General features: G+C 58.4%; 1 protein-coding gene. It reads left to right on the forward strand.

Features of this window, described 5'->3' with window-relative positions; genetic code table 11:
- Window positions 1–228: 228 nt before the first annotated feature.
- Window positions 229–693, forward strand: coding sequence for a cupin domain-containing protein (locus tag AC629_RS44500; RefSeq protein WP_084810847.1), 465 nt, complete (start codon window positions 229–231; stop codon window positions 691–693).
- Window positions 694–760 lie beyond the last annotated feature (67 nt).

A 760-nucleotide genomic window follows, 5' to 3' on the forward strand; every position in this document is an offset into this window, starting at 1 on the left:
GACTGCCGGGGCGACGCCCTTCGTTCACCCGGCGCAACGGCATTCCCCAAATGTTTGCGGGCCACGCCCGGTATAGCCGGCCGGGCTGCATCGATGTGATTTCGTAGTGTTCAATTTTATATAGCTGCCGCTCATTGACTGCCCTAAGATGACGAACCTTTGGCGCGTCGTTGGAACGCGTGTCGGTCACGGCGCGCAGAACTTTTTAGACAGCCAGGGAGGACTTCCATGAAAAAGCTTCTGATCTTGGCAGGCTTGATCGCGTTGGCGGGTTCGGCATTGGCGCAAGATGCCATGAAGGGGATCGTGGTGAAGCCCGATGCGCTGACCTGGAAGGACAACCCGGCCCTTCCAAAGGGTTTCCAAGTCGCGGTTATCCTAGGCGATCCGACGAAAGCTGACGTAGTCGTCCAACGCGTGAAGTTCCCACCCAACTCTCAAATTGCGCCGCACACCCACCCCTATTCCGAGGTTGTCACTGTGATCAGTGGTGCCGTCGGGACCGACGAGGGTGAAAAGTTAGAAAAGAAAGGCGAGATGTTGAAGGCGGGTTCAGTGTTCACGCACGCGGCAAAACACGCACATTACGCTTGGGCGGGGAACGAGGAGGCGATCCTCCAAGTTCAGTTTACCGGGCCAGCAGGCATCGACTACCTCAACCCGGCTGACGACCCGCGCAAGAAGGCGCAGTGATATAAATACGCCTACGGGAGAGCCCTGGCGTACGGCCTGGGCTTTTTCCGACCCGGCTGACGGCTGG

Origin of the sequence: Bradyrhizobium sp. NAS80.1 (assembly GCF_001908205.1) — a bacterium.
Taxonomy (GTDB): Bacteria; Pseudomonadota; Alphaproteobacteria; order Rhizobiales; family Xanthobacteraceae; genus Bradyrhizobium.